The following is a 7,499-nucleotide window of genomic DNA, read 5'->3' on the forward strand; positions in this document are numbered from 1 at the left end:
AGTTTGCAAAACATTGTTCCGCTTAGCGGAACTCAAGTCAAGCGCAAATTACCCTATGCCGTTGCCCGATCGGGTTAAGAGACTCAGGAGAGACACCATGGCCGCACACGCCCAGTTCCATTGGGAAGATCCGCTGTTGCTCGACCAGCAGCTCACCGAAGACGAGCGCATGGTGCGCGACGCCGCCGCCGCTTACGCGCAGGACAAGCTTGCGCCACGCGTGGTCGAAGCGTTCCGCCATGAAAAGACCGACGCTTCGATCTTCCGCGAGATGGGCGAAGTCGGCCTGCTCGGCCCGACGATTCCCGAACAGTACGGCGGCCCGGGCCTCAACTACGTCGCTTACGGCCTGATCGCGCGCGAAGTCGAGCGGGTGGATTCGGGCTATCGCTCGATGATGTCGGTGCAATCGTCGCTGGTCATGGTGCCGATCTTCGAATTCGGCTCGGACGCGCAAAAGGAAAAATATCTGCCGAAGCTCGCCAGCGGCGAATGGATCGGCTGCTTCGGCCTGACCGAGCCGAACCACGGCTCCGATCCGGGCAGCATGGTCACGCGCGCGAAGAAGGTGAACGGCGGCTACTCGCTTTCGGGCGCGAAGATGTGGATCACGAATTCGCCGATCGCCGACGTGTTCGTCGTCTGGGCCAAGCTCGAAGAAGACGGCAAGGACGAGATCCGCGGCTTCATCCTGGAGAAAGGCTGGAAGGGTCTGTCGGCGCCGGCGATTCACGGCAAGGTCGGCCTGCGCGCCTCGATCACCGGCGAAATCGTGCTCGACGAAGTGTTCGTGCCCGAAGAAAACCTCATGCCGGGCGTGAAGGGCCTGCGCGGCCCGTTCACCTGCCTGAACTCGGCGCGCTACGGCATCGCGTGGGGCGCGCTGGGCGCGGCGGAATCGTGCTGGCACACGGCGCGTCAGTACGTGCTCGATCGCAAGCAGTTCGGCCGCCCGCTCGCCGCGAATCAGTTGATCCAGAAAAAGCTCGCCGATATGCAGACGGAAATCACGCTCGGCCTGCAAGGCTGCCTGCGTCTGGGCCGCATGAAGGACGAAGGCACGGCCGCGGTCGAAATCACGTCGATCATGAAGCGCAATTCGTGCGGCAAGTCGCTCGATATCGCCCGTCTTGCGCGCGACATGCTGGGCGGCAACGGTATCTCGGACGAATTCGGCGTGGCGCGCCACCTCGTGAACCTCGAAGTGGTGAACACGTACGAAGGCACGCACGACATCCACGCGCTGATCCTCGGCCGCGCGCAGACGGGCATTCAGGCGTTTTTCTAAGCGCCCGCTTCGGCGTCCTCGCCCGCTCGCGTCCGATTCACACGCAAAAAAGCGCCGCACGATTGAACGTGCGGCGCTTTTTGTTTTGCGGCCTTTACGGCAGGCGACCTTGCGGCGCGCGCAGCAAACGCGGTGAGCGCTTACTTGTTCGGCTGCGGCGTCAGGCGCAGGTACGGGCGCAGCGCCTTGTAACCCTTCGGGAATTTCTGCTTGATCACGTCCTCGTCCTTCAGCGACGGCACGATCACGACGTCGTCGCCCTGCTTCCAGTTACCCGGCGTCGCGACCTGATAGTTATCGGTCAGTTGCAGCGAGTCGATCACACGCAGGATTTCGTCGAAATTGCGGCCCGTGCTCGCCGGGTAGGTGATGATCAGGCGCACCTTCTTGTTCGGATCGATCACGAACAGCGAGCGCACGGTCAGCGTTTCGTTCGCATTCGGATGGATCATGTCGTACAGCGTCGACACCGTACGATCGCCGTCCGCGAGGATCGGGAAACCGACGCTCGCCGCCTGGGTCTCGTTGATGTCCTTGATCCACTCGTTATGCGACTCGGCGCTGTCCACCGACAACGCGATCGTCTTCACATTGCGCTTTTCGAACTCGTCCTTGAGCTTCGCGGTCAGGCCCAGCTCGGTCGTGCAAACCGGCGTGAAGTCGGCCGGATGCGAGAACAGCACGCCCCAGCTATTGCCGAGCCACTCATGAAACTTGATGCGGCCAACGCTCGAATCCTGCTCGAAGTCGGGTGCGATATCGCCAAGACGTAGACTCATGGTGCGGTTCCTTTAACGAGATGGGCGAAGCGAGGCGCACCGCCCGGTTGATCCGGCATGACGCGCGCTGGGCGATAGCGGCCCGCTGCGCCGGTGGACATTCACGATATTGAAGCATACAGGGCACGGTCATGCCCCGCGAACGAACATCGGGTCACACCGGTATGAGTTTTTGTAATTTTGAATCGCTGACCGGAAACTTTACGTGTCAGATCAACTCCATGTCAGTCCCCGACGTTTTTTCGTACAGCGTCGTCGGAACCGTAGCGAGCACTCGCTATCCGTACTGGAAGCGAGAAAAACGCCCGCGATGGCAGCAATCAGGAACGAATCGTGCGTCGATTTTTCGACGAACGAGCAACGACAGCGGCGCGCCACGCTTGCCAGCGCTCGTTTCTTTGTTACGATTCACGCGTAATGTGACACGTTGGGAGCCAGTCAATGTCAGAGGTCAATAAGGAGAGGCTGATGTCGGATATCAAAACCGTCCTCGCGGATGCAGAGGACCTGCTCAAGCAAGCGGCGAGCGCCACCGGCGAACGTGCTTCGGAGCTGCGTGAAACGGCCCTCTCGCGCCTGAAGCAGGCGAAGGAAAAGGCGGCGGACGTTCAGGTCGTCGTCGTCGAGAAGGGCAAGAAGGCCGCACGTGCGACCGACGACTACGTACACGAACATCCGTGGACATCGATCGGCATCGCTGCCGGTGTCGGCGTGCTCGTGGGCTTGCTGATCAACCGCAAGTAAATCGGCTGAAGCTTGTCGCGAGACGGTCGCCGTACCGCTCGCGAACCGGTGACGTCGCACACCGACGCACACCGCTTCGGCCCAGCGCTGAGCTGACAGGCCGGTGCGCTGCACCGGCCTGTCTTTTCTGGGCGCTTTCCGCGCAGCTTTTTTCGCGCGCCCGCCAACGTGGATACGTTGGCGCAACCCTCACTCGCCATGACGACAGACACCCGCTCGCAGAACGAACATGGGCCGTTGCGCCGTCTACTCGGCTCCGCGTTCTCGATCATCCAGACGCGTCTCGAGCTGATCGGCATCGAACTGGCCGAAGAGAAGGAACGCCTGCTGGGCGTGCTGTTTCTCGGACTCGCGGCGATGATGCTGGCGACCATGGCGCTGATCGCGCTGACCGCGCTCGTCGCGATCGCTTTCTGGGACACCTGGCGCTGGCAATCGCTTGCCGGCATCACGCTCGTGTATGCCCTGGCCGCCCTCGTCTGCGCACTGAAAGCGCGTCAGGGACTGCGTAACGCGCCAATGGTTTTCCAGGCGACGCTCGAAGAATTCGAGAAGGATCGCGAAATCCTTCGCAAACCCTAGCATCGACGCCATGAGCCAATCTCGACCGGATCAAGCCTTCCGCCCCGCGCGGCCGCGTAGCCGCGATCTTTCGACGCCGCAGATGCGCGCCCTGCGCAAGGAACTGCTGCTGGTGCGCGCAAGCGTCGAACGCGCCGAAATGGCCGCTTCGATCATTGAACTGCGCGAGTCCGTCACGCATTTCAGCTGGCTGCGTTTTCTCGTGCCGGGCTTCGGCCGCGCGGCCGCGAGCGCCTCAAACCTCGGCCTGGGCAACATGGGCACGGGCTTCGGCAATCTGCTCAAGCAATATCCGCTCTTGAGCTCGCTCGTGTCGTTCGTGGTGGCCAAGCCGCTGCGCGACAGCATCGCTTCGGCGGCCAAACCGGTCGTCAAGTGGGGCGGTCTTGCCTTCACCGCGTATGAAGCGTGGCGCGTGTGGCAACAGATGCGCCGCCAACGCACGGGCACCACGGGCACCGCGGGCACCGATACCCGCGCCCGTCGCGCCGCATCCGACGAAGACGACCTCACGGGTTGAGACTCGCAGCGAGCGGGCTTCGCTAGCGCTCGCGCCAGCAGTCGCGCGTGGCGGGTGCGCTTTCTCCTATGGCTTCGTTGCTGTGCGCGCCGTTCGCCTCGAGCACGAACGCGCCGCACGGATCGCCGCGCATCGGCCCGCTTGCGGTGGGCGTTGCGACGATTGCATAGCCGCCATTCGCATCATCCCCTGCCCTCAGCTTGAGCCGATACACCGCGTTGCCCGACGGCGGCGCCTGATCGAATCCAGCAGGCAGCGACGCCGACGCGCCGCTTTGCGCATCGACATACTGCGCCGCGCGATACAGCGCCGCGACCGCATCGATACGATGCCCGCGCGCCATCTGGCCACGCCAGCCCGGCAGTGCGAAGGCCGCGACGATAGCGGCCGCCGCGAGCGCAATCATCATCTCCAGCAGCGTGAAAGCACGGATCTTGAGCCGCATCTTTGCTCCGTCCATCAAAACGGCCGCGCGACGATGCGCCGCCAATGACGCTCGACACGCGTGTTATCGATCACGATCTGCATTTGCAGCCAGCTTTGCGCGTCCTGTGCCGCGCCGAAACCGCGTGCCGTGACCAGAAACGCTCGCGCGGAAGGCCGCGTTTCGATACGCCATGCCTCCACAAGACACTGCGGCGGACGCAGCGAACCGGGCCACGTCGATAAAGGCGTGGTCGCGAATGCTTCGAACGTATCCTGACGTCGCCACTGCTGCGGCTCACCCGTTTGCGCTGCCGATAGCGGCGCCGTTAGCGCACCATCGATCAACGCACGCGAGCAGAGCGTCAGGGCGCCATCGGCGGCATGGAACGACTGCAATTGATCGAGCACAGCGGCCGCGTTACGCGCCTCGAAAAGCGACGACTCGAACGATGCCGCCGACGTGACCAGCATCATCGAAACGATCAGCAGCACGACCGGCAAGGCGATTCCGCGCTCACGCGTCGTACCGCACCTCGTACCGTGCCTCGTACTGCGCCTCATGACTGCGCTCCAGGCGCGTTGCGCAACACCACATGACGCCAGAACGCCTGACGCGCGCGGCCGTCGCTTGCTATAAGCGATGCGCCATCGCAATCGACATAACGCACGCGCCGCGATAGGGCCGCGCCCCGCACGAGCACGCACAAATCGACGGCCACCACCGCGTCCCAGCGCTCGCGCGGCAACGCGGCTGCGTCCAACGCTTGCGTCGCGCCTGGAATCCAGTAGCGCAAGCGAAGGCGTTCGACGCCTTCCACCAGCGGCTGCGCAGTGCCGATCTTGCCGGTGCCTTCGCAATACAGTTCCGGCTCGCCGGTCGATGAACTCGCCTTCGCGTGGAAGCGATTGAGCACTTCCTCCGCCGATGCACCAATCGCCTGGCCGAGGCAATCGGTGGCTTGTCCGTTCGTCGCGAGCCACGTCGATTCGCCGTCGGCGCGATAACGCACTGCGATACCGTCCGAGCGATTCGATAGCGCCTCGCACGTGAGGCTCGCGCCTGTGCCCGTAGGTCGCCCAGCGGCGCAGCCAAAGAGCGGTGGCCCGGTAAGCGCCGCTGTGTCGTCTGCGGAGGTGAAGCCGGCCATCTGGATCTGCTCGCCAATCAGCGTCAATGCGTTGACACCCGCCTCCTGAATCCGCGCGGCGTCGATCGCATACGCCAATGCCTGGCGCTGCGAACGATACGCGGTGATGGCGCCTGCAATCACGATCAGGCCGAGCGCGACCGCGATCGTGAATTCGAGCAAGGTATGACCTGCGTCGGCGCGCTTTCTCATGGCGAGATCGCGAGCGCAACACACGCCCGCCCTGCTTCGGTCATGGCCGCACTCGCGCATTCATCGCCCGGTGCAGACTCGTCGCGTGGCGCCGACCACGAAAGCGTGATCTGCGAGCCAGATTCGCTCAGCAGACCATCGGGCACGATCGCGGCGGCACGCGTACGCCATTGCTCGCGCGCGGCCGGGCCGGTTTCGAGCGCGGCTTCCGCCATCGCATCGACGGCAAACGCCGCACGTGCGCGCGTTGCGCTGGCCAACGCGTGACGCGCGATGCCAAGTTGCGCGCTCAGCAAACCCAGGCCGCACATCGCCATCAGCGCCATTGCCAGCACGACTTCCAGCAGCGCAGACCCAGCCGCGACTCGCGAATATCGGCTCATGACCCGCTCCCGCACGCACCATCGCTGATACGCGCGCGGCCACCCGCCGCGACGCGGATGCAGCGCCGCCAGGCAGCGCTACGCGTCGATGCCGACGTCACGCGCGGCGCGATCTCGAAGTTGCGCAAACTGCCGATTGTCTGCCCTGCCGGCGGCGTAAAAGTGAGCGCCGTCAACGCAGACGCCACCGCGATTTCATCGATCGCCGGCTGCATACGCAGCAACAGCGACGCGCCCGCATGATCGGCCATCACCGCCCAGCCGCACGACCAGTCGGCCAGCCCTGATGGACAACGCTTGCCCGCCGCCAGACACTGGCGAGCCGCATCGACACGACACACCGAAACCCGCACCTTGCGCCGGATCGCTTCGCTGCGCGCGTAAGACAGCGTGCCGAGCAGCGCATTCGCACGCGCATCCATCTGATCGCGCACGCGCCACGCAACGAACGCAGGCGCACTCGTGCTCGCGCAGATCGCGATCAGCACGATTACGGCCATCGTTTCCAGCAAGGTGAAGCCGGCGCATTTCATCTGCAATCCTTATCGATGAGGAATTGCAGTCAATCTATCGACGAAAACGAATCGGAACAATTAGCCGAATGGCTAGCTATCGCGCACACGATCCACTCGCGAGAATGCGAGGGTCACGGGCAACGGCTGGGAGAAAGGAAATGCGAAGAGAGGATGCGCGCTGGCGTTCAGCGCTTTTTGGGCGGCGTGGCCGCGCCGCTTGCACGGCGGAATTCCTCGATCACGTCTTCGAATTCGGAGACGTCCTCGAAACGGCGGTACACGGAAGCAAAGCGAACGAAGGCCACTTTGTCGAGTTCGCGCAGTTCGCCCATCACAAGCTCGCCCAGACGCTCGCTGCGCACTTCGCGCTCGCCGCTACCGAGCAGTTGATACTCGATGCGGGCAACCGCCGCGTCGATCGCGTCGGCAGCAACGGGCCGCTTGCGCAGCGCCAGTTGCATGCTCGCCATGATCTTGCGGCGGTCGAATTCGGTGCGGCTGCCATCCTTCTTGACGATCGCCGGCATCGCCAGCTCGACCCGCTCGTACGTCGTGAAACGCTTGTCGCAGGCCGGGCAGCGACGGCGGCGCCGAATCGCGGCGCCGTCCTCGGACACGCGCGAGTCCACCACTTGCGTGTCTTCATGCCGGCAGAAGGGGCAGCGCATGCTGGCTTATCGCAGGGCTTAGCGGTAAACCGGGAAACGCTTCGTCAGCTCCGAAACCTGCGCCTTCACGCGCTCGATCGTTGCTGCGTCTTCCGGGTTTTCCAGCACGTCGGCGATCAGGTTACCGACCTGCTCGGCTTCCTTCACGCCGAAGCCGCGCGTGGTCATCGCCGGCGAACCCAGACGGATACCGCTCGTCACGAACGGCTTTTCCGGGTCGTTCGGGATCGCGTTCTTGTTGACCGTGATGTGCG

General features: G+C 63.8%; 11 protein-coding genes and 1 pseudogene. 4 read left to right on the forward strand and 8 right to left on the reverse strand.

What is annotated here, in order from left to right; translation table 11 throughout:
• The first annotated feature begins 97 nt into the window (after window positions 1-97).
• Window positions 98-1,288 (forward strand): acyl-CoA dehydrogenase, encoded by a 1,191-nt coding sequence (locus tag G3N59_RS36165; RefSeq protein WP_205987798.1) that lies wholly within the window; start codon window positions 98-100, stop codon window positions 1,286-1,288.
• Between the two features lie 140 nt (window positions 1,289-1,428).
• On the opposite strand, the gene G3N59_RS36170 is transcribed toward G3N59_RS36165, so the two are convergent.
• On the reverse strand, window positions 1,429-2,067 hold the full coding sequence (locus G3N59_RS36170) for a peroxiredoxin (protein ID WP_205987799.1): 639 nt from the start codon (window positions 2,065-2,067) through the stop codon (window positions 1,429-1,431).
• 441 nt (window positions 2,068-2,508) lie between these two features.
• Here G3N59_RS36170 and G3N59_RS36175 point away from each other — a divergent pair, with 441 nt between their 5' ends.
• The 3 genes from G3N59_RS36175 (at window position 2,509) to G3N59_RS36185 (ending at window position 3,913) form a co-directional block, all read left to right on the forward strand.
• Window positions 2,509-2,811 (forward strand): YqjD family protein, encoded by a 303-nt coding sequence (locus G3N59_RS36175; RefSeq protein ID WP_027817793.1) that lies wholly within the window; start codon window positions 2,509-2,511, stop codon window positions 2,809-2,811.
• A gap of 198 nt (window positions 2,812-3,009) precedes the next feature.
• Window positions 3,010-3,393: a phage holin family protein gene (locus tag G3N59_RS36180; RefSeq protein WP_205987800.1), complete on the forward strand. Its 384-nt coding sequence runs from the start codon at window positions 3,010-3,012 to the stop codon at window positions 3,391-3,393.
• A 10-nt stretch (window positions 3,394-3,403) separates the two neighbouring features.
• Window positions 3,404-3,913 (forward strand): DUF3318 domain-containing protein, encoded by a 510-nt coding sequence (locus G3N59_RS36185; RefSeq protein WP_205987801.1) that lies wholly within the window; start codon window positions 3,404-3,406, stop codon window positions 3,911-3,913.
• A 22-nt stretch (window positions 3,914-3,935) separates the two neighbouring features.
• On the opposite strand, the gene G3N59_RS36190 is transcribed toward G3N59_RS36185, so the two are convergent.
• The 7 genes and pseudogenes from G3N59_RS36190 to glyA all read right to left on the reverse strand — a co-directional run.
• Window positions 3,936-4,358 carry a type IV pilin protein gene (locus tag G3N59_RS36190; protein ID WP_205987802.1) on the reverse strand — a complete coding sequence of 141 codons (423 nt, stop codon included), beginning with the start codon at window positions 4,356-4,358 and terminating at the stop codon, window positions 3,936-3,938.
• A 14-nt stretch (window positions 4,359-4,372) separates the two neighbouring features.
• Window positions 4,373-4,900, reverse strand: a complete 528-nt coding sequence (locus G3N59_RS36195; RefSeq protein WP_205987803.1) for a pilus assembly PilX N-terminal domain-containing protein — start codon at window positions 4,898-4,900, stop codon at window positions 4,373-4,375.
• A complete protein-coding gene (locus tag G3N59_RS36200; RefSeq protein WP_205987804.1) occupies window positions 4,897-5,679 on the reverse strand; it encodes a PilW family protein in 783 nt (260 codons plus the stop codon). The genes G3N59_RS36195 and G3N59_RS36200 overlap by 4 nt, the downstream gene beginning before the upstream one ends.
• Entirely contained in the window at window positions 5,676-6,062 is a 387-nt protein-coding gene (locus G3N59_RS36205; RefSeq protein ID WP_205987805.1) for a hypothetical protein, read from the reverse strand. The genes G3N59_RS36200 and G3N59_RS36205 overlap by 4 nt, the downstream gene beginning before the upstream one ends.
• Window positions 6,059-6,595 carry a GspH/FimT family pseudopilin gene (locus tag G3N59_RS36210; protein WP_205987806.1) on the reverse strand — a complete coding sequence of 179 codons (537 nt, stop codon included), beginning with the start codon at window positions 6,593-6,595 and terminating at the stop codon, window positions 6,059-6,061. Before G3N59_RS36210 ends, G3N59_RS36205 begins: the two co-directional genes overlap by 4 nt.
• A gap of 167 nt (window positions 6,596-6,762) precedes the next feature.
• Window positions 6,763-7,245: a transcriptional regulator NrdR gene (nrdR, locus tag G3N59_RS36215; RefSeq protein WP_028220157.1), complete on the reverse strand. Its 483-nt coding sequence runs from the start codon at window positions 7,243-7,245 to the stop codon at window positions 6,763-6,765.
• An 18-nt stretch (window positions 7,246-7,263) separates the two neighbouring features.
• A pseudogene (gene glyA / locus G3N59_RS36220) lies at window positions 7,264-7,499 on the reverse strand (serine hydroxymethyltransferase); the annotation flags it as partial.

Source organism: Paraburkholderia sp. Ac-20340 (assembly GCF_017104965.1).
Taxonomy (GTDB): domain Bacteria; phylum Pseudomonadota; class Gammaproteobacteria; order Burkholderiales; family Burkholderiaceae; genus Paraburkholderia.

Bases quoted from the DNA above. Each gene is read 5' to 3' on its own strand.
- G3N59_RS36165 (WP_205987798.1), top strand. From the start codon at position 98: ATGGCCGCACACGCCCAGTTCCATTGGGAAGATCCGCTGTTGCTCGAC.
- G3N59_RS36170 (WP_205987799.1), bottom strand. From the start codon at position 2,067: ATGAGTCTACGTCTTGGCGATATCGCACCCGACTTCGAGCAGGATTCG.
- G3N59_RS36175 (WP_027817793.1), top strand. From the start codon at position 2,509: ATGTCAGAGGTCAATAAGGAGAGGCTGATGTCGGATATCAAAACCGTC.
- G3N59_RS36180 (WP_205987800.1), top strand. From the start codon at position 3,010: ATGACGACAGACACCCGCTCGCAGAACGAACATGGGCCGTTGCGCCGT.
- G3N59_RS36185 (WP_205987801.1), top strand. From the start codon at position 3,404: ATGAGCCAATCTCGACCGGATCAAGCCTTCCGCCCCGCGCGGCCGCGT.
- G3N59_RS36190 (WP_205987802.1), bottom strand. From the start codon at position 4,358: ATGCGGCTCAAGATCCGTGCTTTCACGCTGCTGGAGATGATGATTGCG.
- G3N59_RS36195 (WP_205987803.1), bottom strand. From the start codon at position 4,900: ATGAGGCGCAGTACGAGGCACGGTACGAGGTGCGGTACGACGCGTGAG.
- G3N59_RS36200 (WP_205987804.1), bottom strand. From the start codon at position 5,679: ATGAGAAAGCGCGCCGACGCAGGTCATACCTTGCTCGAATTCACGATC.
- G3N59_RS36205 (WP_205987805.1), bottom strand. From the start codon at position 6,062: ATGAGCCGATATTCGCGAGTCGCGGCTGGGTCTGCGCTGCTGGAAGTC.
- G3N59_RS36210 (WP_205987806.1), bottom strand. From the start codon at position 6,595: ATGAAATGCGCCGGCTTCACCTTGCTGGAAACGATGGCCGTAATCGTG.
- nrdR (WP_028220157.1), bottom strand. From the start codon at position 7,245: ATGCGCTGCCCCTTCTGCCGGCATGAAGACACGCAAGTGGTGGACTCG.